The organism is Pseudomonas sp. 31 R 17 (genome assembly GCF_900004915.1).
Classification (GTDB): domain Bacteria; phylum Pseudomonadota; class Gammaproteobacteria; order Pseudomonadales; family Pseudomonadaceae; genus Aquipseudomonas; species Aquipseudomonas orientalis_A.
Genome location: NZ_CVTN01000039.1, coordinates 26,959 through 52,844, shown reverse-complemented (window position 1 = coordinate 52,844; position 25,886 = coordinate 26,959). Strand labels below are relative to the sequence as shown.

The 25,886-nt window shown below is 60.2% G+C and carries 26 protein-coding genes and 3 pseudogenes; 15 read left to right on the top strand and 14 right to left on the bottom strand.

From position 1 onward, the window contains the following. The 4 genes from BFP89_RS03380 to BFP89_RS03370 form a co-directional block, all read left to right on the top strand. Nucleotides 1-1,534: RHS repeat-associated core domain-containing protein (locus tag BFP89_RS03380; RefSeq protein WP_256097311.1), on the top strand; the 1,534-nt coding region annotated here is incomplete at its 5' end. Beyond that, complete coding sequence (locus tag BFP89_RS29210) at nucleotides 1,450-1,869, top strand: RNase A-like domain-containing protein (protein WP_370671197.1); 420 nt, start codon at nucleotides 1,450-1,452, stop codon at nucleotides 1,867-1,869. The genes BFP89_RS03380 and BFP89_RS29210, both read left to right, overlap by 85 nt. After that, the gene (locus BFP89_RS03375) at nucleotides 1,866-2,174 is read left to right on the top strand and encodes a contact-dependent growth inhibition system immunity protein (RefSeq protein ID WP_065884081.1); all 309 of its coding nucleotides are present in this window, start codon (nucleotides 1,866-1,868) and stop codon (nucleotides 2,172-2,174) included. Before BFP89_RS29210 ends, BFP89_RS03375 begins: the two co-directional genes overlap by 4 nt. A gap of 284 nt (nucleotides 2,175-2,458) precedes the next feature. Further along, complete coding sequence (locus BFP89_RS03370) at nucleotides 2,459-2,788, top strand: hypothetical protein (RefSeq protein ID WP_065884080.1); 330 nt, start codon at nucleotides 2,459-2,461, stop codon at nucleotides 2,786-2,788. Nucleotides 2,789-2,873: 85 nt separating this feature from the next. Here BFP89_RS03370 and hemB read toward each other — a convergent pair whose 3' ends face one another. The 3 genes from hemB to BFP89_RS03355 form a co-directional block, all read right to left on the bottom strand. Next, nucleotides 2,874-3,848 (bottom strand): porphobilinogen synthase, encoded by a 975-nt coding sequence (gene hemB, locus BFP89_RS03365; RefSeq protein ID WP_065884079.1) that lies wholly within the window; start codon nucleotides 3,846-3,848, stop codon nucleotides 2,874-2,876. Between the two features lie 117 nt (nucleotides 3,849-3,965). After that, a complete protein-coding gene (locus tag BFP89_RS03360) occupies nucleotides 3,966-4,796 on the bottom strand; it encodes a PhzF family phenazine biosynthesis protein (protein ID WP_065884078.1) in 831 nt (276 codons plus the stop codon). Between the two features lie 2 nt (nucleotides 4,797-4,798). After that, on the bottom strand, nucleotides 4,799-5,497 hold the full coding sequence (locus BFP89_RS03355) for a glutathione S-transferase N-terminal domain-containing protein (protein WP_065884076.1): 699 nt from the start codon (nucleotides 5,495-5,497) through the stop codon (nucleotides 4,799-4,801). 249 nt (nucleotides 5,498-5,746) lie between these two features. On the opposite strand from BFP89_RS03355, the gene BFP89_RS03350 reads away from it, so the two are divergent. Beyond that, nucleotides 5,747-6,448, top strand: a complete 702-nt coding sequence (locus BFP89_RS03350; protein ID WP_065884075.1) for a histidine phosphatase family protein — start codon at nucleotides 5,747-5,749, stop codon at nucleotides 6,446-6,448. 58 nt (nucleotides 6,449-6,506) lie between these two features. Continuing rightward, a complete protein-coding gene (locus BFP89_RS03345; RefSeq protein WP_065884073.1) occupies nucleotides 6,507-7,562 on the top strand; it encodes a permease in 1,056 nt (351 codons plus the stop codon). Between the two features lie 171 nt (nucleotides 7,563-7,733). Here the strand turns inward: BFP89_RS03345 and BFP89_RS29205 are convergent. The 5 genes and pseudogenes from BFP89_RS29205 to BFP89_RS03325 all read right to left on the bottom strand — a co-directional run. Then, a pseudogene (locus BFP89_RS29205) lies at nucleotides 7,734-7,889 on the bottom strand (hypothetical protein); the annotation flags it as partial. 53 nt (nucleotides 7,890-7,942) lie between these two features. Further along, nucleotides 7,943-9,046 (bottom strand): tRNA 2-selenouridine(34) synthase MnmH, encoded by a 1,104-nt coding sequence (gene mnmH / locus BFP89_RS03340; RefSeq protein ID WP_065884072.1) that lies wholly within the window; start codon nucleotides 9,044-9,046, stop codon nucleotides 7,943-7,945. Continuing rightward, nucleotides 9,046-10,080 (bottom strand): selenide, water dikinase SelD, encoded by a 1,035-nt coding sequence (selD, locus tag BFP89_RS03335; RefSeq protein WP_065884071.1) that lies wholly within the window; start codon nucleotides 10,078-10,080, stop codon nucleotides 9,046-9,048. The genes mnmH and selD overlap by 1 nt, the downstream gene beginning before the upstream one ends. 93 nt (nucleotides 10,081-10,173) lie before the next feature. Further along, nucleotides 10,174-10,923: a TerC family protein gene (locus tag BFP89_RS03330; protein WP_065884069.1), complete on the bottom strand. Its 750-nt coding sequence runs from the start codon at nucleotides 10,921-10,923 to the stop codon at nucleotides 10,174-10,176. A 28-nt stretch (nucleotides 10,924-10,951) separates the two neighbouring features. Beyond that, nucleotides 10,952-11,203, bottom strand: a complete 252-nt coding sequence (locus BFP89_RS03325; protein ID WP_065884068.1) for a hypothetical protein — start codon at nucleotides 11,201-11,203, stop codon at nucleotides 10,952-10,954. Nucleotides 11,204-11,337: 134 nt separating this feature from the next. Between BFP89_RS03325 and nhaR the strand changes: the two genes are divergently transcribed. Both nhaR and sstT read left to right on the top strand, forming a co-directional pair. Further along, on the top strand, nucleotides 11,338-12,240 hold the full coding sequence (gene nhaR / locus BFP89_RS03320) for a transcriptional activator NhaR (RefSeq protein ID WP_065884067.1): 903 nt from the start codon (nucleotides 11,338-11,340) through the stop codon (nucleotides 12,238-12,240). 159 nt (nucleotides 12,241-12,399) lie between these two features. Further along, the gene (sstT, locus tag BFP89_RS03315) at nucleotides 12,400-13,620 is read left to right on the top strand and encodes a serine/threonine transporter SstT (protein ID WP_065884065.1); all 1,221 of its coding nucleotides are present in this window, start codon (nucleotides 12,400-12,402) and stop codon (nucleotides 13,618-13,620) included. A gap of 65 nt (nucleotides 13,621-13,685) precedes the next feature. Here sstT and BFP89_RS03310 read toward each other — a convergent pair whose 3' ends face one another. Then, complete coding sequence (locus BFP89_RS03310; RefSeq protein ID WP_057726249.1) at nucleotides 13,686-14,195, bottom strand: DUF1993 domain-containing protein; 510 nt, start codon at nucleotides 14,193-14,195, stop codon at nucleotides 13,686-13,688. A 115-nt stretch (nucleotides 14,196-14,310) separates the two neighbouring features. Between BFP89_RS03310 and BFP89_RS03305 the strand changes: the two genes are divergently transcribed. Then, nucleotides 14,311-14,961 carry a YceH family protein gene (locus BFP89_RS03305; protein WP_065884064.1) on the top strand — a complete coding sequence of 217 codons (651 nt, stop codon included), beginning with the start codon at nucleotides 14,311-14,313 and terminating at the stop codon, nucleotides 14,959-14,961. A gap of 154 nt (nucleotides 14,962-15,115) precedes the next feature. Here the strand turns inward: BFP89_RS03305 and BFP89_RS03300 are convergent, their stop codons facing one another. Further along, on the bottom strand, nucleotides 15,116-15,934 hold the full coding sequence (locus tag BFP89_RS03300; protein WP_065884062.1) for a shikimate 5-dehydrogenase: 819 nt from the start codon (nucleotides 15,932-15,934) through the stop codon (nucleotides 15,116-15,118). Nucleotides 15,935-16,099: 165 nt separating this feature from the next. Between BFP89_RS03300 and BFP89_RS03295 the strand changes: the two genes are divergently transcribed. From BFP89_RS03295 to BFP89_RS03285, 3 genes are all read left to right on the top strand, one after another. Next, nucleotides 16,100-16,453: a hypothetical protein gene (locus BFP89_RS03295; protein ID WP_065884089.1), complete on the top strand. Its 354-nt coding sequence runs from the start codon at nucleotides 16,100-16,102 to the stop codon at nucleotides 16,451-16,453. 235 nt (nucleotides 16,454-16,688) lie between these two features. After that, nucleotides 16,689-16,883, top strand: coding sequence for a hypothetical protein (locus BFP89_RS03290; protein WP_057726255.1), 195 nt, complete (start codon nucleotides 16,689-16,691; stop codon nucleotides 16,881-16,883). Between the two features lie 91 nt (nucleotides 16,884-16,974). Next, nucleotides 16,975-17,157: a hypothetical protein gene (locus tag BFP89_RS03285; RefSeq protein WP_065884060.1), complete on the top strand. Its 183-nt coding sequence runs from the start codon at nucleotides 16,975-16,977 to the stop codon at nucleotides 17,155-17,157. On the opposite strand, the gene BFP89_RS03280 is transcribed toward BFP89_RS03285, so the two are convergent. Next, a complete protein-coding gene (locus BFP89_RS03280; protein ID WP_065884058.1) occupies nucleotides 17,154-18,221 on the bottom strand; it encodes an AI-2E family transporter in 1,068 nt (355 codons plus the stop codon). The genes BFP89_RS03285 and BFP89_RS03280 overlap by 4 nt on opposite strands. A gap of 256 nt (nucleotides 18,222-18,477) precedes the next feature. Here BFP89_RS03280 and flgE point away from each other — a divergent pair, with 256 nt between their 5' ends. Further along, complete coding sequence (gene flgE, locus BFP89_RS03275; RefSeq protein ID WP_065884057.1) at nucleotides 18,478-19,788, top strand: flagellar hook protein FlgE; 1,311 nt, start codon at nucleotides 18,478-18,480, stop codon at nucleotides 19,786-19,788. 68 nt (nucleotides 19,789-19,856) lie between these two features. Here flgE and BFP89_RS29640 read toward each other — a convergent pair whose 3' ends face one another. From BFP89_RS29640 to BFP89_RS03265, 3 genes and pseudogenes are all read right to left on the bottom strand, one after another. Then, nucleotides 19,857-20,612 carry a methyl-accepting chemotaxis protein gene (locus tag BFP89_RS29640; protein ID WP_370671199.1) on the bottom strand — a complete coding sequence of 252 codons (756 nt, stop codon included), beginning with the start codon at nucleotides 20,610-20,612 and terminating at the stop codon, nucleotides 19,857-19,859. A gap of 102 nt (nucleotides 20,613-20,714) precedes the next feature. Continuing rightward, nucleotides 20,715-21,446 (bottom strand): annotated as a pseudogene (locus BFP89_RS29635) (cache domain-containing protein); the annotation flags it as partial. A 267-nt stretch (nucleotides 21,447-21,713) separates the two neighbouring features. Then, nucleotides 21,714-23,033, bottom strand: a complete 1,320-nt coding sequence (locus BFP89_RS03265; protein ID WP_163002846.1) for a Na+/H+ antiporter family protein — start codon at nucleotides 23,031-23,033, stop codon at nucleotides 21,714-21,716. A gap of 241 nt (nucleotides 23,034-23,274) precedes the next feature. On the opposite strand from BFP89_RS03265, the pseudogene BFP89_RS29630 reads away from it, so the two are divergent. After that, nucleotides 23,275-24,564: pseudogene (locus BFP89_RS29630) on the top strand (HAMP domain-containing protein); the annotation flags it as partial. 102 nt (nucleotides 24,565-24,666) lie between these two features. Next, the gene (locus BFP89_RS29625) at nucleotides 24,667-25,422 is read left to right on the top strand and encodes a methyl-accepting chemotaxis protein (protein WP_370671198.1); all 756 of its coding nucleotides are present in this window, start codon (nucleotides 24,667-24,669) and stop codon (nucleotides 25,420-25,422) included. The last annotated feature ends 464 nt before the right edge of the window (nucleotides 25,423-25,886 follow it).

The following is a 25,886-nucleotide window of genomic DNA, read 5'->3' as shown; positions in this document are numbered from 1 at the left end:
ACTGGACTACCACCCCAACGGCCTGATCCGACAGGAAACCGGCTTCGACGGCCAACGCACCGCCTACGCCTACGACCTCAACGGCAACCTGCTGGAAAAGACCGAACACGGCGACGACGATAGTCAGCTGGTTACCCAATACGAGCGCGACCACGCCGGTCGTCTTGTAAGAAAAACCCTCCCCGATGGCAATACGGTCGACTACACCTACGACCGCCAGGGCAACCTCCTCAGCGTCGAAGACGGCCACTGGGCGCTGGCCTACGAGTACGACAAACAAAACCGTCTCACTGCTGAACATCAGGGCTGGGGCACCTTGCGCTATGGCTATGACGCCTGCGGCCAACTTCAGCATTTACGCCTGCCGGATAATAACTGTCTGACCTTCAACCACGACAAAGGCGGCCACCTGGCCACCGTCGAGCTAAATGGCTCACTGCTGACCTCCCACCTGTTCCATGCAGGTCGCGAACACCAACGCCAACAAGGCCAACTGCTCAGCCACTACCACTACGACGACCAAAACCGCCTGCACGCCCACGCCGTCACCCAGCAAGGAAACCACCTTTACCAACGCCAATACGACTACGACAAAGCCGGCAACCTCACCCGCCTGCTCGACACCCGCAAAGGCGAACACCGTTACCGCTACGACCCGCTAAACCGCCTGACCCGCGCCGATCACTCGCAAGACGTACAGGAGCGTTTCGGCCACAACCCCGCCGGCAATTTGCTTATGCAAGACAGGCCGGGCCCCGATATCGTGGCTGGCAATCGCCTGATGATCCAAGGCGATCACCATTACGACTATGACGCTTTTGGAAATCTAATAAGAGAACGGCGCGGCAAAGGTCATTCACTCGTCACCGAATACCGCTACGACTGCCAGCACCGGCTGATCGGCGTCACCAAGCCCAACGGCCAAACCGCGAGCTATCGCTATGACCCGTTTGGTCGACGTATCAGCAAAACCATAGAAGAGAAAACCACAGAGTTCTTCTGGCAAGGCGACAAGCTGATCGCCGAACACCATGCGGAACGCCATCGCAGCTACCTATACGAACCCGACAGCTTCCGTCCGCTGGCACTGCTGGAAAGCTTCGGGCCGGAAGAAACCACGCCCTATCACTACCAACTCGACCACCTCGGCACACCGCAGGAACTCACCAACCCCGACGGCGACATCGTCTGGTCCGCCCACTACCGCGCCTATGGCGAAATCAGCCGCCTCGACGTAGGCAAAATCGACAACCCGCTACGTTTCCAAGGCCAGTACTACGACCAGGAAAGTGGCCTGCACTACAACCGGCATCGCTACTACCACCCGAATATCGGTCGTTACCTGACGCCGGACCCTGTGAAGCTGGCGGGTGGGGCCAATGCATACCAGTACGCACCGAATCCTACAGGGTGGGTTGATCCGCTGGGGCTTAGCTGTAAGGTTGGCACTTGTCCTGGCTCAAAAGTAAGCGACCCAACAAAAAAAAATCCAATAGCTTACTCAATTCGCATGAAAAAGCGGGTGGTCACCTGATCAGGAAACACGTAAAACAGACTGACTCTCAGTTGGTAGAACGGCTTGAGGCGGAACCAAATATACCTGCCGCATCTACCTTCAAAACCCTAGACGACGCAGAAGCTCTTGTATCCAAAAGCTTGGCCTCGCGTAGCCAAGAAATATCAAAATTCCTAAAAGGAACGAAGGACAAGCATATTATTAGAGAACAATCGAGCCAACCCGTAGGATTGAGCGTTATAAGAGGCACTACAGATTCCATACCTGTTTATAAATTTTTACTCATTCTAATTCGAAAGCCCAAAATGCCAGATGGTTACCTTTTACTGACAGGATACCCAATAGAAAAATGAACAAACAACTAACTGAACTTCAACAATTTTTTGGAGCTTACTTTCATCAGGACTGGGTAGATGAACACGCCACAGCAGACGAGGTCATTGATAAATTTCTATTAGACTCATCTAGAGACATAACCATCACCGTAAAAAATGAAATTCTAGAGCTGATCGACTCCTATACAAACGAATCCAACTTCTTGGATAATTTGCTACATGAGCAGTACTGCTATTACTACTACCCAAACGAGTGGGCATCAGGTCTACTATGGTTGAACCATATCGTGAAAAAATTCGACACCTACTTACTCAATGAATAAATTCAGCGGATGTTCAAACAAAAGAAATGATGACTGAAAAAACTGAAAGCGCGGGCTGATTTGCTCGCTCTTTATCAAAACGATACTTGTGAGGCAGAGCGTCTAGCGTCGCCGCCCCAAACGCCACAGATGGGCTTAGTGGGCCGCGCCCTTAAATCCCCACGGATACCCTCAAAGCATCGGCGCCAGCGATGGCCTACCCAGTGTTGGATACGCATTGAATTGAGTGCTGGAACAATTCATGGCCATCCTATCTCAGAGCAAGAATTTCGGAGACTAACCAAATGATCTCGTTAGACTTCCTAAAAGGCAAAATCACTTACGATGAGCTATCTATGTTGCAGGATTGCGCGATTGAGCATCAAGCTCACCATCTGAAAGAGGACATGCTGCAGGTGGAATATCCAGACGGTTTCCTCATAGATGTGGGTTGGTATCCTTCGTTCGACGCAAATGGCCACTTTCAAATCAGGGTTGTCAGGGACTACGAGTGGGACCTGCCAGCGTTAACACTGACTGCGCAATCAATTGACGCACTAAAAGAAGTACTGGTTCTCGCACAAGGTTCGATTAATACAGGACGTCAAAAAGAAGCCACTTCACTGATCGCCTGATACCACACTCAATTGATTGCCTTTCTGCACGCCTCTACCTGTGACGAGAACGCTCGCTCGCCACAGGCAGATTAATTCAGCGCCCTTAAATCCCCGCCAACGCCAAATCCATCGCAAAATACGTAAATATCAAATCCGCCCCCGCCCGCTTGATCGAGCCCAGGGTCTCGCGCACTACGCGATCCTCGTCAATCGCCCCTGCCTGTGCGCCGAACTTGATCATCGCGTACTCGCCGCTCACTTGATACGCCGCCACCGGCAGGCGCGATGCCTCGCGGATGTCGCGGATGATGTCGAGGTAGGCGCCGGCCGGTTTGACCATCAGCGCATCGGCGCCTTCCTGCTCGTCGAGCAGCGATTCGCGTATGGCTTCGCGGCGGTTCATCGGGTTCATCTGGTAACTTTTGCGGTCGCCCTTGAGGGCGCTGCCGCCGGCTTCGCGGAACGGCCCGTAGAGGGCCGAGGCGAATTTGGTGGAGTAGGCCATGATCGGGATGTGGGTGAAACCGGCATCGTCCAGGGCGCGGCGGATGGCCTGGACCTGGCCATCCATCGCCGCCGAGGGCGCGATGACGTCGGCACCGGCGCGGGCGGCGGCCACGGCTTGTTTGCCGAGGTTGACCAGGGTCGCGTCATTGTCGACGTGGGCGCCGTGCATCACGCCGCAGTGGCCATGGTCGGTGTATTCGCAGAAGCAGGTGTCGGACATCACGATCATTTCCGGCACGGCGTCCTTGATGATCGACGACATGCGCGAGACCAGGCCGCGCTCCTTCCACGTATCACTGCCGCTGGCGTCCAGGTGGTGGGAAACGCCAAAGGTCATCACAGACTTGATGCCGGCACGGGCATAGCGCTCGATCTCGCCGGCCAGCTTTTTCTCAGGGATACGCAACACGCCCGGCATGCTGGTGATCGGCACGAAATCGTCGATTTCTTCTTCGACGAAAATCGGCAGCACCAGGTCGTTGAGCGTGAATTCGCTTTCCTGGAACAGGCCACGCAGCTCCGGAGAGCGGCGCAGGCGACGGGGGCGGGCTTGGGGGAACTGGCTGGTCATGGCTTTCCTGAAAAAGTGGCTGAAATCTTTGGGGCCAAAGCTTATGCCCCAAGCCCCGGCGGCACAAATGCCGAGGGGCCAACAGTGTATTGCGCAGCACGTAACAATTGCATTGATCTAGAGCTGTAAATGCCCTTCGATGCAGACGGCAACGGCGCCGCCCACCCAGATTTCACTGCCCTGGCGCTCGATGCGAATACGCCCCGCTCGCCCCATGGCGGTGCCTTGGCTGACCACGTAGCGCTCCGGCGCCAGGCCCTCGCCGAGCAGCCATTGGGCAAGCCCGGCGTTCAAGCTGCCGGTGGCCGGGTCTTCCTGAGCACCGTCGCCGGCGATGAAGGCGCGCACCTCAAACTGTGCGTCGTCCCCTGTGCCGGGCGCGATGACGCCAACCGCCAGTCCGAGCAACTGCGAGTAGTCAGGCCGCAGCGCCAGCACAGCCTGTCGATCAGCCAGCATCACCGCCAGCCAACCCGCGCCGTTATCCACCCACTGGCTGCGCACAATAGCGCCGGGCGCCAGGCCCAGCCCCACGCGCACACGCTCCAGCAGCGATGCCTCGACAACGCCGGAACGCAACAGCGGTGGCGCGATGAACGCCAGCTCGTCGCCTTCGCGTCGAATGCGTACCAGGCCGATTTCGCACTCCTGAATGATCTCTTGCCCAAGCGCAACACCGCCTGCCTGCAACCACGCGTGGCAACTGCCCAAGGTCGGATGCCCGGCAAACGGCAGTTCCTGCAAAGTTGTGAAAATTCTTACCCGGTAGTCGGCTCGTGGGTCACGGGGCGTCAGCAAAAACGTGGTTTCGCTGAGATTCGTCCACTTGGCGAAGTCGGCCATCTGCTGGTCCGTCAGGCTGTCGGCCCCGAGCACCACGGCAACTGGGTTGCCTTTGAGCGGCACACGGCTGAAGACATCCAGTTGTTTGAAATCGAAAATCGGCATGCTCAGCTCGGAATATTCAGGCCACGAATCACCGCTGGGCGTGCGACAAAACCGTCCAGCGCGCGCAGTACATTAGGGAAATCGGCGATGCCCACCAGGTCGCCCGATTCGTAGAAACCGATCAGGTTGCGAATCCAGGGGAAGGTGGCGATGTCAGCGATGCTGTAATCGTCACCCATGATCCAGGTGCGGCCCAGCAGGCGTTTTTCCAGTACCTGGAGCAAGCGCCGCGACTCGGCGGCATAACGGTCGCGCGGGCGCTTGTCTTCATAGGCCTTGCCGGCGAACTTGTTGAAGAACCCCAACTGGCCGAACATCGGGCCGATCCCGCCCATCTGGAACATCAGCCACTGGAGGGTTTCGTAGCGAGTGGCCGGGTCTTCGGCGAGCAACTGGCTGGTCTTTTCCGCCAGGTAAATCAGGATCGCGCCGGACTCGAACAGCGCCAGCGGCTGCCCGCTGGGGCCATTGGGGTCGATGATTGCGGGGATCTTGTTATTGGGGTTCAGCGACAGGAACTCGGGGGATAATTGGTCCTGGGTGTCGAAGCTGACCTTGTGCGCCTCATAAGGCAAGCCCAGCTCTTCGAGCATGATCGAGACTTTTACACCGTTGGGCGTAGGCAGCGAGTACAGTTGCAGGCGCTCCGGGTACTGCGCGGGCCATTTGCTGTTGATCGGGAAAGCGGCGAGTGCGTTCATCGAGGAAGTTCCTGAGCGGAAAATCCCCATGATAGTCATCTGCCCGGCGTCGTGCATGCGTCATCATCGAGCAACATTGCCTGGCTAGAATCCCCGTGGGCGAACCAAAATGCCCGAATGCACTCATAAGTGCGCTTGTTCGGTGAATGGAGGCACCTGGCTATACCGACATGGAACACCCTCAGACGCGCACCGCGCCACTGGGCCGGGCCTGTCAGCCTTAACCCGACGCAAGAAGACTCGAACCTAATGAAGATCAAGCCTCTGCGCCTTGTGCAACACATCAAACGTTATTCATACATCATGTTACCGCTGCTGCTGGTCACGGCGGGTATTGTCACGGCACTGGATGCCCGTGAAAGCCGCGCGCAACCGGTAGACGGCGTGCAAACCCTGGTATTTCTGCGCCACGGCGAAAAACCTGCCGGGGGCCTGGGCCAACTCAATTGCCAGGGCCTGAACCGTGCGATGAACCTGGCCAGCGTATTGCCGGAAAAATTCGGCAAGGCCGATTTCGTGTTCGCCGCCAACCCGACGCGCAATGTCGAGGAAGGTGAGCACGACAACTCCTACAGCTACATTCGCCCGCTGATGACCATCAGCCCCAGCGCAATCAAGCTGGGCCTGCCGGTCAACATCAAGTTCTCGGCAAACGACACCAGCGCCCTGGCCGATGAACTGGTCGAAGACAAGTACCACAACGCCACGATCTACACCGCCTGGTCCCACGGTTACCTGCCGGAGTTGATCAACAAAGTCGCCAGTGAAGCGGCGGGCGAAAAGCACACCATCACCGAAGACTGGTCCGGTAACGACTATGACTCGCTGTACGTGCTGACACTCACCTGGCACAACGGCAAGGCCTCCCTGCTCAGCCGCAACTACAAGCAGGGGCTCGATAATGGTGTGCAAACCTGCCCGGATCCAACCCAGGTCAGCGCAGATATCTGAAGGTTGAGCGTCAGGCGCGTATGATGCTGCGCTATTGACTCATCGGCGGAACATCTTCATGTCCAACCTCCCTTCTGCCCAGCCCAACCGGGGCTGGTCGTTCTGGTGCAAACCTGCGCTTTTTCTCCTGGTGGCCTGCGTCGGCCTCTACTACGTGAAATGGTCGCCCTACTACCTCAAGGCCTTTGTCGCGGCTGACAACCACAGCATCGGGGCCTCGATTCTCAATGACCAGCAAAGCTCGCCCCTCGCGGCGGCGCTGGCCTATGCCCAGGTGTATTTCCTGGCGATCTGGAAAGCCGCCGTGCTGGCGGTGATCCTCGGTTCGCTGCTGCAAGTGCTGATCCCGCGCGACTGGCTGCTGCGCCTGTTTGGCCGGGCCGGGCTGGGCTCGACCCTGCGTGGCGGGCTGTTCGCCTTGCCGGGGATGATGTGCAGTTGCTGCGCGGCGCCGGTGGCGGCAGGCATGCGCCGTCAGCAGGTGTCGGTGGGCGCGGCGCTGGCGTTCTGGATTGCCAACCCGGTGTTGAACCCGGCCACGCTGGTGTTCATGGGCTTTGTGCTGGGTTGGGGCTTTACCGCGTTGCGGCTGGTGGCGGGGATTGTGCTGGTGGTGGGTGTGTCATTGATCGCGCAGCGTATTGCGCGCCCGGACCAAGTGCCGGAAGCGGCGCTGGAGGCCGTGGCCGAGGTCAGCACTGCTGAGTCCGAACCCTTCCTGACGCGCTGGTTACGGACGTTGTGGCAGCTGTTCTGGAGCACCATCCCGGTGTATATCCTCGCGGTGCTGATCCTCGGCGCGGCACGGGTCTGGCTGTTCCCCCATGTGGACGGGGCGATGGCCGACAGCCTTGTGTGGCTGGTTCCGCTGGCGATAGTCGGCACGTTATTCGTGATTCCTACGGCGGCCGAGATTCCCATCGTACAAACCATGATGACCCTGGGCATGGGCACCGGCCCGGCCGTCGCCTTGCTGATGACCCTGCCGAGCATAAGCCTGCCGTCGCTGCTGATGCTGCGCAAGGATTTCGATGCGCGGGTGCTGGTGACGGTGGCCGGGCTGACCATGCTGATGGGAGTGGTGTGCGGGCTGATCGGGGCGGTGATTCTTTAGATTTCAAATGGGCTGACGACCCTTTCGCGGCCGTCGCCGTACCGCCATTTACTGTGGGAGGGGGCTTGCCCCCGATAGCGGTACATCAGTCGCAACATCAGTGGCTGACACTGCGCCATCGGGGGCAAGCCCCCTCCCACATTTTGATTTGCATGCATCCAGCGCAGTGCTTTACAACCAATGCCAGAACCGGCTCCAGACCCCTCGCCCCAACTCATCCTTGCATCCGGCATATTGCCGCGCGTACAGCTGCGAACGCGCCTGCACCTTGCTTGCCACCGGTAGCAGCCAGGCTTTGCCGGCGTAGGTGCGCTGGCGGTAGCCGCCCCTACAAAAAATCCTTAAGGCTTGCCCGCGAAGGGGTCTTTGAAACCTGCCAATCAACTGCGCCGAACACTACGCTCACGCAAGTATTCCACCACCGCCCCCTGCTCCCCGGCGAACTCGATCCGCGCGCCTTTCTTTTCACGCTGAAACGCATACATCGGGTCGTAATACTCGCGCAACAAGCCTTCGATCCACACGCGGTGCAGGTCCACTGCCCCGCTGCGTGCCTGTTCCGCCAGGGCGTCCTGCAAAATCGCCTGCAGCCGCTGAAAGCGTTCGCCGCCCAGGCGCTTATGGATATTGGCAAGGCTTTGGGTCAGACGTTCGGCAAACAGTGCCTGGCCATTTTCACCCAATACCTCAATGAACTCGGCGCACAGGTCGACCACATAATCGCGCAGGATGCGCTCGACGCGACCTTCAACGCTGTCTTCGAGCCACACCATCGGGAATGTCTGCATACCTTTGTGCAACGGCAGCGGCAGCGCGCAGCTGCCGATCATGCGGCTCTCGTCCTCGACCACGAACTGTTCGATGCCCGCCGCGCGTTTTTTGAGCACGTCCACCGCGAGGCGGTTTTCGAAGTCGATAGTGGAAGGCTGCGCCGTGGCGCGCTTGCCGAAGCTGGAGCCGCGATGGTTGGCATGGCCTTCCAGGTCCAGGGCGTTGCATAACTGACCGAGCACTTCGGTCTTGCCGGTGCCGGTCATGCCGCCAAGCAGCACAAAATCACAATGGGCAGTCGCCTGGTCCAACGTATCCAATAGGAAAGTACGCATGGCCTTGTAGCCACCACCGACACGCGGATACTCGATACCCCCTTCGGTTTTCAGCCATTGCTGCACAATCTGCGAGCGCAACCCGCCGCGAAAGCAGTACAGGTAGCCCTGTGGATTGGCCTGGGCGAACTGTGCCCATTGCTCGATACGCACGGCCTTGACCGCCCCCGACACCAGCTCGTGGCCCAAGACAATTGCAGCTTGCTGGCCTTGCTGCTTGTAGCGGGTGCCGACCCGCTGGCGCTCTTCGTCGGTCATCAGCGGCAGGTTGACCCCGCCGGGAAACGCGCCCTTGGTGAACTCGACCGGCGCGCGGGTATCCATCATCGGCCGGTCGTTGAGGAAAATGTCGCGGTAATCGGTGATATCAGTCGCCATCAAATCACCTCTACCGCGTTGGTCTGTCGCTCAAGCAGTTCGCCAATGGACTCGAGGACCAGGCCCAGTTCAGCGGCCACCGCGTGGAACTCGGCGTCGCCTTCGGGCGTGACGGCGATCAGCAAGCCACCGCTGGTTTGCGGATCGCACAGCACGCGCTTGTGCAGCTCCTGCACACGCCCGACCTTGCTGGCGTAGCTGTCGAAGTTGCGCAAGGTGCCACCGGGTACGCAGCCCTGGTCCAGGTAGTACTCGACGCCTGGCAAGCGTGGGACTTTTGCATATTCGATGCGGGCCGTGAGGTCGCTGCCGTCGGCCATTTCCACCAGATGGCCCAACAGGCCGAAACCGGTGACATCGGTCATCGCAGTCACCCCGGCCAGCTTGCCGAAGCGGCTACCGGGTTTGTTGAGGGTACACATCCAGTCGCGGGCCAGGCCGATGTCGGCCTCGCGCAACTTGCCCTTCTTTTCGGCAGTAGTGAGGATGCCGATGCCCAAGGGTTTGGTCAGGTACAGCTTGCACCCTGCGGTGGCGGTGTCGTTGCGCTTCATATGGCGTTTTTGCACGATGCCGGTCACGGCCAGGCCGAAGATCGGTTCCGGCGCGTCAATGGAATGCCCACCCGCCAGCGGAATGCCCGCAGCGTCGCACACCGCACGGCCACCGCGGATCACTTCGCGGGCGATCTCCGGCGCCAGCACATTCACCGGCCAGCCAAGAATGGCAATAGCCATCAACGGGTCGCCGCCCATGGCGTAGATGTCGCTGATGGCGTTAGTGGCGGCAATGCGGCCGAAGTCGAAGGGATCGTCGACAATCGGCATGAAAAAGTCCGTGGTGGATACCACGCCGCGTTCGTCGTCGATGGCGTAAACCGCCGCATCATCGCGTGAAGCGTTGCCCACCCAGAGGTTGGGATCGAGGTTTTGTGCGCCACTGCCGGCCAGAATCACCTCCAGCACCTGAGGCGAGATCTTGCAACCGCAACCCGCACCATGGCTGTACTGCGTAAGTCGAATCTGCTCGCTCATGGGAAACCTCTGACTATCGTGTAGGAAAATTCTACCAGATAGCCAAAAGCCAACCGCGCTCTAATGAACGCGGCCGGCTTTTCAGGTCAAGCGTTACTGCCGGGCAGCAAGCAAACGCGCGTGCCGGTTACGTCGGGCAATGTTCAGGCATTCGATTGCCGCCGAGAACGCCATGGCCGCATACACGTAGCCTTTTGGTACATGGGCGCCGAAGCCTTCGGCGATCAGCGTCATGCCGATCATGATCAGGAAACCCAGGGCCAGCATCACCACGGTCGGGTTGTCGTTGATGAACTTGGCCAAGGGTTCGGCCGCCACCAGCATCACGATGACCGAGGTCACCACGGCAATGATCATGATCGGCAAGTGTTCGGTCATGCCCACTGCCGTGATGATGCTGTCGATGGAGAACACCAGGTCGAGCAGCAGGATCTGCCCGATGGCGGCAGCAAAGCCGATGGCCACCGTATTGCCAACGCTGGCTTTCTCTTCGGGCGCCGGGTCCATGCTGTGGTGGATCTCGGTGGTTGCCTTCCACACCAGGAACAGGCCACCGGCGATCAGGATCATGTCCTTCCACGAAAAGGCCTGGCCGAACACTTCGAACACCGGCGCCGTCAGCTGCACGATAAACGCAATGGTGCTCAGCAAGCCCAGGCGCAATATCAGCGCCATGCTGATGCCAATGCGCCGCGCCTTGGCCCGATGCTGCTCGGGCAGTTTGTTGGTGAGGATCGAGATGAAGATCAGGTTATCGATGCCCAGCACGATTTCCATGACGATCAAGGTGGCCAGCGCGATCCACGCGGTGGGGCTGGCGGCCAGTTGTAAAAGATAATCCATAGGTCAGTCCTGACGTTGTGCTGGGAAATTAGGTTTCTTGGGTGGTCGATTCAGCGTCTTTTTCTGCCGGGTCATCCTTTTTTTGCGGACTGATCAAGCCTTGGGTCGCTTCACTCAATGCCTGTTCGGCGGCCTTCTGGGTGTCATCGATGGCTTGCTTGGCCGATTCGGTGGCCTTGCCCAGCACCTGCTGCGCGCTTTTCTCGACCTGATCACAACCGCTGATCATCACCAATGAAAGCGCAAGCAGCGACGCCGCGCCCAGGGAATTGAGTTTCATGATGTATTCCTCGTTAGAACCCCTGGGGCCAAATAGTGGCCCCGCGATAGCGAGGCATTCTATGCAGATGAACAGTTCAGAAAAATTCGTATTTTTCTCAGGTATACTTCGGTTTTTACGAAGTGTAGACGGTGATGCTCAATTATCGACAGTTGCATTACTTCTGGGTGGTGGCGAAGACGGGCAGCATCGTGCGCGCCTGCGAACAACTGAACCTCACGCCCCAAACCATCAGCGGGCAGATCAGCCTGTTGGAACAGACCTTTGGCATCGCCCTGTTCCAGCGCGTAGGGCGCCAGCTGGAGCTGACCGAAGCCGGGCGCCAGGCCCTGCCCTACGCCGAGCAGATGTTCCAGACCGGCAATGAATTGGAGGCGATGCTGCGCGCGCAGCCCAATGAGCAGCAGATTGTGTTTCGCGTCGGGGTGGCGGACGTGGTGCCCAAGTCCATCGTGTACCGCCTGATCGCGCCCACCATGGAGCTGAGCGAACCGATCCGCATCACGTGCCGTGAAGACAAACTCGAACGATTATTGGCCGACCTGGCGATCCAGCGCCTGGACCTGGTGATTTCCGACAGCCCGATGCCTACTCACCTGGACATCAAGGGCTACAGCCAGAAGCTGGGGGAATGCGGCATCAGCTTTTTTGCCACCCACGCGTTGGCCGAGCAACATGGCGGCGCGTTCCCGGCGTGTTTGCACGGCGCACCGTTGTTGATCCCCGGCGCGGAGACCGTGGTGCGCAGCCGTTTGCAGCGCTGGTTCGCCGATCAGCAGATCCAACCCAGGATCATCGGCGAGTTCGACGACAGCGCCTTGATGCAGGCATTCGGGCAATCCGGCAGCGGCATCTTTATCGCCCCCAGCGTGATCGCCGATGAAGTGGTGCGCCAGTACGGCGTGGCACTGATCGGCCAGACCGACGCGGTGACCGAATCGTTTTACGCCATCTCGGTGGAGCGCAAGGTCAAGCACCCGGGCATCGTGGCGATTACTGAAGGCGCCCGGCGCGAACTGTTTACCGCCCTGCCCTGAGCACGCTGCGGGCGCGATTTGGCAAATCCGACGGTGGCGGTGACGCAATGACGCAGCAAACGGGACTCGTCCTACAGCATGCTAGACTTTGCGCCTGCTTCCTACAGTACTTTCTCCCTGCAATGCTGTGCCCACTAAAAAAACTAGAGACAACCGTTTATGACTGCTGCCCCTTCTCTGCTGCAACGTTTAATGCGCGTCAGCCTGGTCACCCAAATCATCATCGGCCTGATCGCCGGCATTCTGCTGGCCCTGTTGCTGCCAGAGGCCGCCAAGGCCAGCGGCTTTATCGGCAAAGTGTTCGTCACGGCCCTGAAGGCTGTCGCGCCGATCCTGGTGTTCGTGCTGGTGATGGCGTCCATCGCCAATCATAAACACGGCCAGCAAACCCATATCCGACCGATCCTGTTCCTGTATTTGCTGGGTACCTTTGCCGCTGCCGTGGTCGCGGTGGTTGCCAGCATGATGTTCCCGTCTTCCCTGGTCCTGGCTACCCATGACGCCACCGTCAGCGCCCCCGGCGGTATCGGCGAGGTGCTGCAAAGCCTGCTGCTCAGCGTGGTGGATAACCCGGTCAACGCGCTGATGAATGCCAACTTCATTGGCATCCTGGCCTGGGCCATCGGCATGGGCATTGCCATTCGCCATGCAGGCGACACCACCCGCACGGTGCTCGACGACCTGTCCAACGGTGTGACCCTGATCGTACGCGTAGTCATCCGCTTCGCCCCGCTGGGGATATTCGGCCTGGTCGCCTCGACCCTGGCCACCTCCGGCTTCGGCGCCCTGCTCGGCTATGCCCATCTGCTGGTGGTATTGATCGGCTGCATGCTGTTTGTGGCGCTGGTGATCAACCCGGCCATCGTATTCTGGAAACTGCGTCGCAACCCTTATCCGCTGGTGCTGCTGTGCCTGCGCGAAAGCGGTATCACCGCGTTCTTTACCCGCAGCTCGGCGGCGAATATTCCGGTGAACCTGGCGTTGAGCAAACGCCTGGGCCTGCATGAAGACACGTATTCGGTGTCGATCCCCCTGGGCGCCACGATCAACATGGCCGGTGCGGCAATCACCATCACTGTACTGACGCTGGCAGCCGTGCATACGCTGGGCATCGCCGTGGACCTGCCTACCGCCGTACTGCTCAGCGTGGTCGCGGCCATCTGTGCCTGCGGGGCTTCGGGCGTGGCCGGCGGCTCGCTGCTGCTGATTCCGCTGGCATGCAGCCTGTTCGGCATTCCGAGTGAGATTGCCATGCAGGTGGTGGCTGTCGGCTTCATCATCGGCGTATTGCAGGATTCGGCGGAAACCGCGCTCAACTCGTCCACCGATGTGTTGTTCACCGCAGCGGCGTGTTTGGACAAGGATGCACAGCCGGCTTGAACACCAGCCATAAAAAAGCCCGGGACCGTTCATTGAAGAACGCTCCCGGGCTTTTTTGTGGGGGCTTAGAAAGCGCCCATGTAGTCACGCTTGCCCACTTCCACGCCGTTATGACGCAACAAGGCGTAAGCGGTGGTGACGTGGAAGAAGAACTGCGGCAGGCCGTACGTCAGCAGGTAGGACTGGCCGCTGAAGCGCTTCTCTTTCGGGGTGCCCGGACGGGTGACGATCTCGATGCCTTCCTTGCCGTCGATTTGCTCAGGCTTGATGGTGTCGACAAAGGCCAGCACTTTGGCGATCAACGCTTGCAGGTCGGCGAAGGTGACTTCGCTGTCTTCGTACTTGGGCACTTCAATCTCGGCCAGGCGCGCGCTGACACCTTTGGCGAAGTCGACGGCAATCTGTACCTGGCGCACCAGCTGGAACATGTCCGGGAACAGGCGCGCCTGCAGCAAGGCGTTCGGCTCGATGTTTTTGGCGCTGGCGTGGGCTTCGGCCTTGTTCAGCACATCGCTCAGGGCGTTGAGCATTTGCTTGAAGACTGGGATGGAAGCGGCATACAGGGAAATAGTCATGTCAGTCTCACGGTAATGGCAGGGTTGGAACCAGCGACGATTATAGCCATGCCTGCCGCTTGTCTTTTATTTTTTCCGGCTTAGGCTAGTGGATTCACTGCATAGGGAACGCGCGATGACCGCCGAGCACGACACCGACACTTCTGAGCCGCGCCTGAACAGCACGGAAATCCGCGTCCTGGGCTGCCTGATCGAGAAGCAGGCGACCAACCCGGAAACCTACCCCCTGACCCTTAACGCCCTGGTGCTGGCCTGTAACCAGAAGACCAGCCGCGAACCGGTGACCAACCTCAGCCAGGGCCAGGTTGGCCAAAGCCTGCGCGTACTGGAAGGCCAGGGTTTTACCCGGCTGGTCATGGGCAGCCGCGCCGACCGCTGGGAACACCGCGTCGACAAGGCGCTGGAACTGGTACCGGCGCAGGTCATCCTGATCGGACTGTTGTTCCTGCGCGGGCCGCAGACCGTCAACGAGTTGCTGACGCGCAGCGGGCGCATGCATGACTTTGAGGACGCCGAGCAAGTGGTGCATCAGCTCGAACGCCTGATTGCCCGCGGCTTGGCGGTGTTGGTGCCGCGCCAGGCGGGGCAGCGCGAGGATCGGTATACCCATGCGCTGGGCGACCCGGCGGATATCGAAGCGATTATTGCCGCGCGCGGGAACCCGGTGGAGCGTGGCGGCGCGGCCGTCGGCGCCGAGCGCATTGAAGAGCTGGAAGCGCGGATTGCCGCCCTGGAAGAACGCCTGACACAGTTGGAACAGGCCTGACGAGATTCAATCTTGCGCTAATGCCAGTCAGTTAAGCGTACACACCGTCTGTAGGAGCGAGTTTTCTCGCGAAAAACGTCAACGATAACGCGTGTTTTCTGAATGAACGCGGTGCCAGTGAGTCTTTCGCGAGCAAGCTCGCTCCTACAGGGCGTCAGCTCCGGGCGAAGGCCACCGCCGCCTGGAACTGCTCCTGCGTAGGGCGCACGCCGGTATACAGCACAAACTGCTCCAGCGCCTGGATCGCAATCACTTCAAGCCCGGTAATCACCCGCTTGCCCTTGGCCCGCGCACGCACGATCAAGGGTGTTTCAGCAGGGATCGCGACGACATCGAACACCGTCTCGGCGTTGTCCACGGCCTCGGCCGCAAATGCCAGCTGATCCGCTTCCGCCCCGCCGCTCATGCCGATCGGTGTCACATTCACCAGCAGCTGCGGGCGTAACTCGCCCAACTCAGCCTGCCATGCGTATCCCAGGTTCTGCGCCAGGGCCCTGCCCGCCGCTTCGTTGCGCGCCACGATCACACCCTTGGCGTAACCGCCATCGCGCAAGGCGCTGGCCACGGCCTTGGCCATGCCGCCGCTGCCGCGCAGGGCGAAGCTCGAATCTTTGGGCACCTGGTGCTTTTTCAGCAGCTGCTCGACGGCAATGTAATCGGTGTTGTAGGCCTTGAGACGGCCATCGGTGTTGACGATGGTGTTCAGCGAATCGATGGCTTGAACCGAGTCGTCAAGTTCGTCCACTAAAGCGATGGCAGCTTCCTTGAACGGCATGGACACACCACAGCCGCGAATGCCCAGCGCTCGTATGCCGCCGATCGCGCCAGGCAAGTCCTGGCTGCTGAAGGCTTTATAGTAGAAATTCAGGCCCAGTTGCTCATACAGATGGTTATGGAAACGCAGGCCGAAATTTCCGGGACGTGCCGACAGTGACATGCACAGCCGGGTGTCCTTGTTGGGGTGCATCTGCATGGGTAACTCCTTGAGGTAAGCAAATCGGTACAGACCTTACACAACCTTTACCTATTGGCTGTGCTGTTTTTTAGAAATACGTTGTCTTAAAAGTATCCCCGCGACAATCCTTGAGTCTATTGATTGCAGACCACAAGCGCAGGGGCTAACCGAGGAAAGATCATGATGCGTAAAGTCCCCAGGATTGCTTTGCTTATTGGCGCACTCGCTATGGCAGGCCAAGCTTCCGCTCACGGTGGTGGGTGGGGCGGCCCGGCCGTGTTGGGTGCGATTGTCGGTGCAGCCGTCGTCGGCTCCGTGGTTGCCAGCCAGCCTCGTGAGGTCTATGTACAGCAACAACCGGTGTACGTGCAGCCGCAGCCGGTGTATGCCGCTCCGCCGCCGGTCTACTACGCGCCGCCACCGCCGGTGTACGTGCAGCAACAGGTCTATTACCGCCCGGCGCCCGTCTATTACGGCCCGCCACGGGGTTATGGCTACTATGGCCCGCCTCACGGCTACTATCGCCACGGCTGGTAACCGCCGATCGGTGCACACGCCACAGGCCTCGCCCACACGCGGGGCCTTTTTTTTTGCGGCAAAGTCTGGATTTATGCTGCCAAGGTCGTTGTGAGGACGATGCTTGAGCGCCGATCCCACATCATCAGGTTGGAATCGCCTCTTGATCGACTCATACGAACGCTGTCATGTTTGTGTCACCAAGCCGTCTCAGTATTGATTCTGTCCACTCAATAACAATTAAGGACGATGGACCATGCCCACGCAAAATCCGCACCGCACCGCTGGCCTCTGCACGTCCAGCAAGGTCTACAGCGCCCTGACCGAACTCAAGCACCTGGAAGGCCACCGCAGCGCAAAGTTCCTGGCATTGCTGGCCGAAAGCCTGGTGCGCAAAGGCTTGCTCAGCGAACAGGAAGTGGTGCACATGCTCGATCAGGTGGTGGACTGACGCCTGGCATTGATGTCGACTATCGAGCCAGGTGATTTTTCCTTGGCGCCGGCGCACCGTAAGGTGACCTCCATAACGTTTGGAGGTACTTATGCCCACTGTTCAGATCATGTCCGTCATCGGCAGCGCCGTTCCCGCCCCTCTTCGCAAGCGGGGCCTGCTCGCCTGCTGGTACGTGGTAAGCGATGGCGAGCCCATCAGCGGCCCGCTCACCTCGTTATCCGACGCCCAGATGCAACGCCAGCTGGCAGCCGGCTACAGGCTTGAAGCCTAGGGCAACGGCAGCTTGACGCGTGGCTTGGTTTCGACAAACAACGCCCAGCAGGACATGAACAGCGCCGCGACCAGCGGCCCGATCACGAAACCATTGAGGCCAAACACCGACAGCCCGCCCAGGGTCGAGATCAGGATCAGGTAATCCGGCATCTTGGTGTCCTTGCCCACCAGGATCGGGCGCAGCACATTGTCCACCAGGCCGATCACGAACACGCCGAACAAGGCCAGCACAACGCCCTGCCAGATCGAACCGCTCAACAGGAAGTACGCGGCCACCGGTCCCCAGACAATCCCGGCGCCCACCGCAGGCAGCAGGGACAGAAACGCCATCAATACCGCCCAGAGCAACGCGCTGGGAATATCCAGAAACCAGAAGATCAAGCCCCCCAGCGCACCCTGGGTGACAGCCACCAGCACGTTGCCCTTGACCGTAGCCCGCACCACCCGATTGAACTTGAGCTGCAGGCGACGCTTTTGCGGCTCGGCCAGCGGCACCGCCGTGCGCACCTTGCGTACCAGCTCCGGGCCGTCGCGCAGCAGGAAAAACAGCAGGTACAGCATGATGAAGAAGCTCACCAGGAAATCGAACGTGCCCTGGCCGAAGCTGAATGCCTGGGAGGCGAAGAACTGGCTGCCCTGCATCGCGCCCTTGACCACCTTCTCGCGCAGGCCTTCCAGGTTGCCCATGCCGAAACGGTCCAGCAGGTGCTGGAAATACGGCGGCAGGAAATGCTTGAACTGCTCGATATAACCGGCCACATCCAACTTGCCGCTTTCGACGTTTTTATAGAGCGTGGCGCCCTCTTGCACCAGCAAGGCGCTGGTAATGATCACCGGCAAAATCGCGATCACCAGGCACACCAGCAAGGTGGTCAGGGACGTCAGGTTGCGGTTCCAGCCAAAGCGCTGCTGCAGGCGGCGCTGCATGGGCGCAAAGATGATGCCGAGGATCACCGCCCAGAACACCGCGCCGTAGAACGGCAGCAATATCCAGATAAAGGCGACCGTGACCAGGGCCAGCAGTAACAACAAGGTTTTGAATTGCAGATTGGTTTGATTCATGTCCGATCCATGTCAGAAAAGCAGAGCGCGCATGTGCGCCCTGCTGCTTAGTCCGCTGCCAGCGCTGCGAGTGCCATCTTTGTTGCAAGGGTAGACGCAGATCAATCGTGCTGATGCGCGACCTCTGACGTCGCACCGGGTAAATAAATCCAGGCCTCCACCCTCTCTCCACACAACCTCCCACAAACATCCATGCGCGTTGTACACACTCAGCCCTTCCCCGCCTTGAACAGCAACGGCACCCCAAGGAGTTGATATGTCTTTCAATACTGGCCTTAGCGGTCTGCACGCCGCCAACAAGCAGATGGACGTGACGGGCAATAACATCGCCAACGTCGCGACCACAGGCTTCAAGTCCTCCCGTGCGGAATTCGCCGACATCTATGCCGCCTCCAAACTGGGTACCGGCCAGAACAGCATCGGCAACGGGGTGAACCTGGCGACCGTGTCTCAGCAGTTCACTCAGGGCGACGTCAACGGCAGCGGCGGCATTCTCGACATGGCGATCCAGGGCAGTGGTTTCTTCGTCCAGAAGGGCAGCGACGGCTCGCTGGCCTACACCCGCAGCGGTGCCTTCCGTGCCGACAAAGACGGCTACATCACCAACAACACGGGCACCTCGCGCCTGCAAGGCTACGCGGCGGATGCCGATGGCAAGATCATCAAGCGTGGCCTGACCGACCTGCAACTGAACCTGTCGAACCTGCCGCCGAAGGCCTCCACCAAGGTGGACTCCACCAGTAACCTGAACGCCTCGGAACGGGTGATCGACCAGGCGGCCAAGCCATTCAACCCGACCGACACCAGCACCTTTACCACTCAATACAGCACGACGTTGTACGACGCCCAGGGCAACGCGCACCCGATGGTGCAGTACCTGGTGAAAACCGACGGCAACAAGTGGAACGCCTACACCTTGATTGACGGTCGCAACCCTGATGGTTCGGCGCCAACCGGCACGCCATCGACCCCACCGGTGCCGTCGACATTGACCTTTGATGGTGCAGGCAGGCTCACCAGCGTGGTCACCGCAGGCGTATCCGATAAAATCCTGACCATTACCGGCTGGGTCCCTGGCACTGTGACGGGAGGTGTGTGGAAAGCAAACGGCGCGACTGCCAATCCGACCGGGATCGCCGTCAACATCGCCAACACCACCCAATACAATTCGCCCACTTATCGCAACCCACCGTTCACCGATGGCTACGCCACCGGCCAGATCACCGGCCTCAAAATCGACGGCAACGGCGTACTGTTCGCCACGTTCAGTAACCAGCAGAGCAAGGCTGTCGGCCAGATATCGCTGGCGAGCTTCAACAACGAACAAGGCCTGCAGCCTGGCGGCGGTACAACCTGGCGAGAGACCTTCGCTTCGGGTCAACCCGGTTACGACGCCCCGCAAACCGGTACGCTGGGTTCGATCAAGGCCAACGCCCTGGAAAACTCCAACGTCAACCTGACCAACGAGCTGGTCGACCTGATCAAGGCCCAGAGCAACTATCAGGCGAACGCAAAAACCATCTCGACTGAAAGCACCATCCTCAAGACATTGATTCAGATGAGCTGATGCCGTACAGCCTGTGAACCTCTCACGCGTTGCCGCGTAAAAAAACGGTGGAGCCAAGCCTGGAGTGATCAGATCCTGAACTGACCGACCAACTGCCCCAGGCGTTGACCCAGATCCGCCAGGCTGCGGGACGTCTGGGCGCCGAGTCGGGTTTCATCGGCCACGCTGTCCACCGCCACGGCAATCTGGTGCACGCTGCGGTTGATTTCCTCGGCCACGGCGGTTTGCTCTTCGGCGGCGCTGGCGATCTGCGCGTTCATGGCGTTGATGGTGCCGATCAACTGCGCCATGGTGTCCAGCGATGCCCCGGCCTGGTTGGCCTGGGCCGACGTGCCGTCACCGGCATCGCTGGAGCGGCGCATGGCGTCGACGGCGGCTTCGGTGCCTTTTTGCAGGCGGTCGATCATGCCCTGGATTTCCTGGGTGCTGGTCTGGGTGCGGCTGGCCAGGGCGCGTACTTCGTCGGCAACCACGGCAAAGCCCCGCCCGGCCTCCCCGGCACGCGCAGCTTCAATCGCCGCGTTCAGCGCGAGCAGGTTGGTTTGTTCGGCAATCGAGCGGATCACACTGAGTACGCTGACAATCGACGACACATCCTGCTGCAGGCTGTCGAGGGACACCCCACTGCTGCGGATATCGCTCACCAGCGCATGGATCTGCGCGATGCTGCCGTCCACGACGCGCTTGGCGGCCTGGCCCTCGGCATCGGTCTGCTGCGCGGCAACGGCGGCGCCCTGGGCACTGCGCGCCACTTCATGTGCGGCGGACGACATCTGATTGATTGCGGTGGCGACCTGGTCGGTTTCGTGACGCTGACGCTCCATGGCGGTTTCCGAACGCTGGGCTTGCTCGGACACCTGGCTTACCAGGCCGGTGAGTTGCGCGGTCATTTCAGTGATCTGACGAACCAGGCCGTGAATCTTGTCGACAAAGCGGTTGAACGCGCCGGCCAGGTCGCCGAGTTCATCCTGGCTGGTAATGGCCAGGCGGCGCGTCAGGTCACCTTCGCCGGCGGCAATATCGTCCAGGTTGGCCTTCATCAGGCTCAGTGGGCGCAGAATGGTGTTGGCCACCAGCAGGCCGACAGCGGCGATCACCAGCAACACCACGGCGGCCACACCGAGAATGCTCAACAGCACGCCCTCCATGCGCGCGTGGACCTTGGCCTCGACCACTGCGACCTGGGCTTCGATGCCATCCAGGTTGACCGAGGTGCCGATGACCATGTCCCACTTGGGCAGGTATTCGGTGTAACCGAGCTTGGGCACCAACTCGGTCTGGCCGGGCTGGGTCGAGCTGTATTGCAAATAGTGGGTGCCGTCCTTGCCGACTTTGACCAGGTCGCGGTTGACGTAGACGCCGTTGGGGTCGCGATTGTCCTTGAAGCTCTTGCCCACGCCGTCCGGGCTGTTGCCCTTGAACAGGCGGATGGTCTCGGAATCGTAGCCGAAGAAGTAGCCGTCCTTGCCATAGCCGGTGTTGGACAGCAACTTGACCACCTGCGCCCGCGCCGCCGTATCGCCGGGGGCAGCGGCGTCGTAGAGCGGTTTGATGGTGGTCATGGCCACTTCGACATAACCCTGCAGGGTAGCCTTGGCATCGGTGAGCAGGCGCTGGCGGGTTTCATCCACCTCGTTGCGCGCCTGGCCCTGCAGCATCCACACGGTGGTCAGGCTGATGACCAGGGCGAACAGCAACACCGGCACGACGGCAAGGGACAGGACTTTGGCCTTGAGGCTCAGACGCATGGCTTTTCTCTCTTATTAGGGGCGACTTGAGAGGTTAGCGGCCAAATGCGTCATTTCTGTAGGAGCGAGCTGGCTCGCGAAGGTCGCCAACGATAACGCGTGCATTCCGGATGAACGCGTTATCTGGGCGTTTTTCGCGAGCCAGCTCGCTCCTACAGTGAGGTGAGGGAGCTGATGTCAGAGCGTCATCGCCGCCAGCCAGCCAAACGCCAGCAGCGGCAGGTTGTAGTGCAGGAAAGTCGGCACCACGGTGTCCCAGATATGATGGTGCTGGCCGTCGATATTCAGGCCGGAGGTCGGGCCGAGGGTGGAATCGGAGGCCGGTGAACCGGCGTCGCCCAACGCGCCGGCGGTGCCGACGATGCACACGATCGCCACCGGGCTGAAGCCCAGTTGCACACACAACGGTACGAAAATCGCGGCCAGGATCGGCACCGTGGAAAACGACGAACCGATGCCCATCGTCACCAACAGCCCCACCAGCAGCATCAACAACGCCCCGACTCCACGGCTATGGCCGATGAACGCCGCCGAGGTTTCCACCAGCGAGCGCACATCACCTGTGGCCTTGAGCACTTCGGCAAAGCCCGACGAGGCGATCATGATGAAGCCGATCATCGCCATCATCTTCATGCCTTCGGTGAACAGGTCATCGGTCTCGCGCCAGCGCACGATGCCCGACACCGAGAAAATCAGGAACCCGGCCAAGGCGCCGATGATCATCGAGTCCAGCCACAGTTGAATGATGAACGCCGAGGCAATCGCCAGCCCGGCCACCAGCAGGGTCAATGGGTTGTACTGCACCGCCACCTGCTCGACACGCTCGATCTTCTCCAGATCGTACACGCGTTTTTTGCGATAGCTGATAAACACCGCCACCAGCAGCCCGACCACCATGCCCAGCGCAGGCAGGCTCATGGCATGGGTCACGTTGACCTGGCTGATGTCCACACCGCTCTTGGCCACGTTGGCCAGCAGGATCTGGTTGAGGAAGATATTGCCGAAGCCCACCGGCAGGAACATGTACGGGGTGATCAAGCCGAACGTCATGACGCAAGCGATCAGGCGGCGATCCAATTGCAGCTTGGTCAGCACATACAACAGCGGCGGCACCAGCAGCGGGATGAACGCGATGTGGATGGGCAGGATGTTCTGTGAAGCAATCGCCACCGCCCCGAGCAGGCCGATCAGCAGCCATTTGACGTGGTTGCCGCCGCTGGCTTCCTGGCGATCGACCAGCAGCAGCGCTTTGTCCGCCAAGGCATGTGCCAGGCCGGATTTGGCAATCGCCACTGCGAAAGCGCCGAGCAAGGCGTAGGACAAAGCCACCGTCGCACCGCCGCCCAAACCGCTGTTAAACGCCTTGAGCGTGGCGTCGATCCCCAGCCCTCCGGTCAAGCCGCCCACCAGGGCGCCCACAATAATGGCGATGACCACATGCACACGGGACAGGCTGAGCACCAGCATGGTGCCGACCGCGGCGATAACAGCGTTAATCATGGTTACCTCAAGACAGAAACATAAAAGACAGGCATGCCCGCGCCGCAGCGGCCATTGAAGGCGCTGCCGGCGTACGGGCTCAAAGAGGTCTTATTAGAGGGCCCGCACTTTGCAGCAGCCGGCCGGCCATGTCAAAAAGCTGTGACCCCGGGCAGGTTTAAATTGACTGTTTGAATAAAGAAAAAACGCGCGCAGCCGATAACGGTGTCTCTATGTGTATTCATGTAAGGATGTCCCGATGTCGCTCAGGCAGCTCTCCATTCAATGGAAAATTACCCTGCTCGCGGGCCTGTGCCTGCTGGGGATCGTGACCCTGCTGGTGGGTCTGTCGCTGTATCGCATGGCGCAGAGTTCCGAGCAGGTCAAGGCATCCAGCATGCAGATGCTCGATGAAGCCGCCCAGGCGCGTATCGAGGCTCAAGGTGAAGTGCAGGCGCTGGGCATTCGCCAGCAGTTCATGGATGCCTACCAGTACGGCCATGGGTTTTCCCGCCAGGTGCTGTTTTTGCGCGAGCAGGCGGAAAAACGCTTCCTGGATGCCTTCGACACCCGCGAAGACCTGACTCGCCAGGTCCGCGCCGCGCTGCAGGCCAACCCCGACCTGCTGGGTTTGTCCCTGGTATTCGAAGCCAATGCGCTGGATGGCAAGGATGAGCTGTTCGCCAACCAGGCGGAGCTGGGCAGTAACGACAAAGGCCGCTTCGCCCTGTACTGGTCGCAGCCGACGCCCGGCAAAATCACCTCCATGGCGCTGCCCGAAAGCGACATGACCGACACGTCCATCGGCCCCAGCGGCGAAAAAGCCAACGCCTGGTTCACCTGCCCGCGCACCACCCTCAAGCCCTGCGTGATCGAACCTTACTTTTATGTGATCGACGGGCAGAACGTGCTGATGACCAGCATCGTCTTCCCGCTGATGGTCAACGGCAAAGTCATTGCCTCGTTGTCGGTGGACATCAATCTCAACAGCTTGCAGGCCGTGAGCCAACAGGCCAGCCAGAAGCTCTACGACGGCCAGGCCCACGTCAGCATCCTGAGCCCCACCGGCTTGCTCGCCGGCTACAGCCCGGACGCCAGCAAACTCAGTCAACGCCTGGACCAGGTCGACCCCGCCAGCGGCGCACAGCTGATCAGTGCCCTGGCGAGCGGCACACAGATCCGCAGCCTGCGCACCCACCACCAACTCAAAGTGCTGGCGCCCTTTGCACCGATCCCGGACGGCAAGCCATGGGGCGTGCTGCTGGACGTACCGAAAAAAGTCCTGGTGGCGCCGGCCGAGGCGCTCAAGGCCCAGTTGGATGCCGACAATACCCAGGGCACCCTGCTCGAACTTGGCCTGGGCCTGCTGGCCGCCGTGGTCGGTTTGATCCTGGTGTGGCTGATGGCGCGCAGCGTGACCCGGCCGATCCTCGGCGTGGCACATATGCTCGAAGACATCGCCAGCGGCGAAGGCGACCTGACCCGCCGCCTGGCCTACGACAAACAGGACGAACTGGGCCAACTGGCCGGCTGGTTCAACCGTTTCCTCGACAAGCTGCAGCCGATCATCGCCGAGGTCAAACAATCGGTGCAGGACGCCCGTGGCACCGCCGACCGATCCGCCGCGATCGCCAGCGAAACCAGCGCCGGCATGGAGCAGCAGTATCGTCAGGTTGACCAGGTGGCCACGGCCTCCCACGAAATGAGCGCCACCGCCCAGGACGTCGCCCGCAGCGCAGCCCAGGCAGCGCAAGCGGCCCGCGATGCCGACCAGTCCACCCGCGACGGCCTGACCGTGATCGATCAGACCACCAGCAACATCGGCCTGCTGGCGGCTGACATGAGCACCGCCATGGGCCAGGTTGAAGGCCTGGCGAGCAACAGCGAAAAAATCGGCTCGGTGCTGGAAGTGATTCGCGGAATCGCCGAGCAGACCAACCTGCTGGCGCTCAATGCCGCCATCGAGGCCGCCCGCGCCGGTGAGGCCGGCCGTGGGTTTGCCGTGGTGGCCGACGAAGTGCGCAACCTGGCACGGCGCACCCAGGAGTCAGTGGAAGAAACCCGCGTGGTGATCGAGCAATTGCAAAGCGGCACCCAGGAAGTCGTCGGTGCCATGGGCAACAGCTATCGTCAGGCTCAAGGCAGTGTCGAGCAGGTCGGCCAGGCGGTCACCGCACTGCGCCAGATCGGTGACGCCGTCACCGTGATCAGCGACATGAACCTGCAAATCGCCAGCGCCGCCGAAGAGCAAAGCGCCGTGGCCGAGGAGATCAACAACAACGTGGCGACGATTCGCGACGTCACCGAGTCGCTGTCGGAACAGGCCAATGAATCGGCGCGCGTGAGCCGGGCGTTGAACAACCTGGCGAATCAGCAGCAGGGGTTGATGGATCAGTTCCGGGTGTAACCACGCCGATCCAATGTAGGAGCGAGCTTGCTCGCGAAAAACGTCAACGATAACGCGTGCTTCCTGAATGAACGCGGTGCCTATAAGTTTTTCGCGAGCAAGCTCGCTCCTACACAAAGCAGCCGCGCCCACCCGTAACCACGATGCGAAGCGAGCCGCTTTTGATCTTGATCTTAGGCGCCCCGTTAAACCACGCTGGCCGAACCTAGGCGAGGTGCCGAGTGGTGGGGCAAGAGCGTTTTGCTTACTTTTGCGCTTTTCAAAAGTGAGCCGCTGTAAAAGCGGAACCCTAAGTGGCCGTGACCTAAATAATGGATATGTACTCGGTCTGATCCAAGATACTGGCCAGCCCAGAGGCCGCCATCGGGGGCAAGCCCCCTCCCACATTGGATTGTGGAGCATCAGTAAGATAGTCATAAGCTGACAAGTAGCAACGGGGGGCAAGTCGAATCGTCGCACCACCC

Bases quoted from the DNA above. Each gene is read 5' to 3' on its own strand.
- BFP89_RS03375 (WP_065884081.1), top strand. From the start codon at position 1,866: ATGAACAAACAACTAACTGAACTTCAACAATTTTTTGGAGCTTACTTT.
- BFP89_RS03370 (WP_065884080.1), top strand. From the start codon at position 2,459: ATGATCTCGTTAGACTTCCTAAAAGGCAAAATCACTTACGATGAGCTA.
- hemB (WP_065884079.1), bottom strand. From the start codon at position 3,848: ATGACCAGCCAGTTCCCCCAAGCCCGCCCCCGTCGCCTGCGCCGCTCT.
- BFP89_RS03360 (WP_065884078.1), bottom strand. From the start codon at position 4,796: ATGCCGATTTTCGATTTCAAACAACTGGATGTCTTCAGCCGTGTGCCG.
- BFP89_RS03355 (WP_065884076.1), bottom strand. From the start codon at position 5,497: ATGAACGCACTCGCCGCTTTCCCGATCAACAGCAAATGGCCCGCGCAG.
- BFP89_RS03350 (WP_065884075.1), top strand. From the start codon at position 5,747: ATGAAGATCAAGCCTCTGCGCCTTGTGCAACACATCAAACGTTATTCA.
- BFP89_RS03345 (WP_065884073.1), top strand. From the start codon at position 6,507: ATGTCCAACCTCCCTTCTGCCCAGCCCAACCGGGGCTGGTCGTTCTGG.
- mnmH (WP_065884072.1), bottom strand. From the start codon at position 9,046: ATGGCGACTGATATCACCGATTACCGCGACATTTTCCTCAACGACCGG.
- selD (WP_065884071.1), bottom strand. From the start codon at position 10,080: ATGAGCGAGCAGATTCGACTTACGCAGTACAGCCATGGTGCGGGTTGC.
- BFP89_RS03330 (WP_065884069.1), bottom strand. From the start codon at position 10,923: ATGGATTATCTTTTACAACTGGCCGCCAGCCCCACCGCGTGGATCGCG.
- BFP89_RS03325 (WP_065884068.1), bottom strand. From the start codon at position 11,203: ATGAAACTCAATTCCCTGGGCGCGGCGTCGCTGCTTGCGCTTTCATTG.
- nhaR (WP_065884067.1), top strand. From the start codon at position 11,338: ATGCTCAATTATCGACAGTTGCATTACTTCTGGGTGGTGGCGAAGACG.
- sstT (WP_065884065.1), top strand. From the start codon at position 12,400: ATGACTGCTGCCCCTTCTCTGCTGCAACGTTTAATGCGCGTCAGCCTG.
- BFP89_RS03310 (WP_057726249.1), bottom strand. From the start codon at position 14,195: ATGACTATTTCCCTGTATGCCGCTTCCATCCCAGTCTTCAAGCAAATG.
- BFP89_RS03305 (WP_065884064.1), top strand. From the start codon at position 14,311: ATGACCGCCGAGCACGACACCGACACTTCTGAGCCGCGCCTGAACAGC.
- BFP89_RS03300 (WP_065884062.1), bottom strand. From the start codon at position 15,934: ATGCAGATGCACCCCAACAAGGACACCCGGCTGTGCATGTCACTGTCG.
- BFP89_RS03295 (WP_065884089.1), top strand. From the start codon at position 16,100: ATGCGTAAAGTCCCCAGGATTGCTTTGCTTATTGGCGCACTCGCTATG.
- BFP89_RS03290 (WP_057726255.1), top strand. From the start codon at position 16,689: ATGCCCACGCAAAATCCGCACCGCACCGCTGGCCTCTGCACGTCCAGC.
- BFP89_RS03285 (WP_065884060.1), top strand. From the start codon at position 16,975: ATGCCCACTGTTCAGATCATGTCCGTCATCGGCAGCGCCGTTCCCGCC.
- BFP89_RS03280 (WP_065884058.1), bottom strand. From the start codon at position 18,221: ATGAATCAAACCAATCTGCAATTCAAAACCTTGTTGTTACTGCTGGCC.
- flgE (WP_065884057.1), top strand. From the start codon at position 18,478: ATGTCTTTCAATACTGGCCTTAGCGGTCTGCACGCCGCCAACAAGCAG.
- BFP89_RS29640 (WP_370671199.1), bottom strand. From the start codon at position 20,612: ATGGAGCGTCAGCGTCACGAAACCGACCAGGTCGCCACCGCAATCAAT.
- BFP89_RS29625 (WP_370671198.1), top strand. From the start codon at position 24,667: ATGGAGCAGCAGTATCGTCAGGTTGACCAGGTGGCCACGGCCTCCCAC.